The following is a 903-nucleotide window of genomic DNA, read 5'->3' on the forward strand; positions in this document are numbered from 1 at the left end:
TTAGTCTACGATAATTTTCGCAACAACTCCGGATCCAACTGTTCTTCCGCCTTCACGAATAGCGAAACGTAAGCCTTCTTCAATCGCGATTGGGGTAATCAAGGTGATTTCCATTTGAACGTTATCTCCCGGCATTACCATTTCTACGCCTTCCGGCAATTTGATGACACCTGTTACATCGGTTGTTCTGAAGTAAAACTGTGGTCTGTATCCGTCAAAGAATGGAGTATGACGTCCGCCTTCTTCTTTGGTTAGCACATATACTTCGGATGTGAAGTGCGTATGAGGATGAATGGAACCTGGTTTAGCCAGTACTTGACCACGTTCGATTTGAGTCCGGTCAATGCCTCGTAATAAAGCACCGATGTTGTCTCCTGAACGACCTTCGTCAAGTAGTTTTCTGAACATTTCGATTCCGGTTACGACAGTTTTCTTAACATCGTGGATTCCGACAATTTCGACTTCTTCACCAACTTTTACAACACCACGTTCAACACGTCCGGTTGCAACTGTTCCACGGCCGGTAATTGAGAAAACATCTTCTACCGGCATCAGGAATGGTTTGTCTGTATCACGAACTGGATCTGGGATCCAGCTGTCAACGGCTTCCATCAATTCAACAATTTTGTCGCCCCAAGGACCCTCAGGATCTTCTAATGCTTTTAATGCTGATCCGGCAATGATTGGTGTATCATCACCTGGGAAATCATATTCGTCTAATAATTCACGAACTTCCATTTCAACAAGTTCAAGCAATTCTTCGTCGTCTACCATGTCTACTTTGTTTAAGAAAACAAGGATGTAGGGTACACCTACCTGACGGCTTAATAAAATATGTTCACGAGTTTGTGGCATGGGACCATCAGCAGCACTAACAACCAGGATGGCTCCATCCATTTGGGC

1 protein-coding gene is annotated in these 903 nt (G+C 44.3%); it reads right to left on the bottom strand.

Features of this window, described 5'->3' with window-relative positions; genetic code table 11:
* Positions 1-903: elongation factor Tu (tuf, locus tag FZC40_RS16950; RefSeq protein WP_148606518.1), on the bottom strand; the 903-nt coding region annotated here is incomplete at its 5' end.

It is taken from the genome of Acetobacterium tundrae (assembly GCF_008086615.1).
Classification (GTDB): Bacteria; Bacillota; Clostridia; order Eubacteriales; family Eubacteriaceae; genus Acetobacterium; species Acetobacterium tundrae.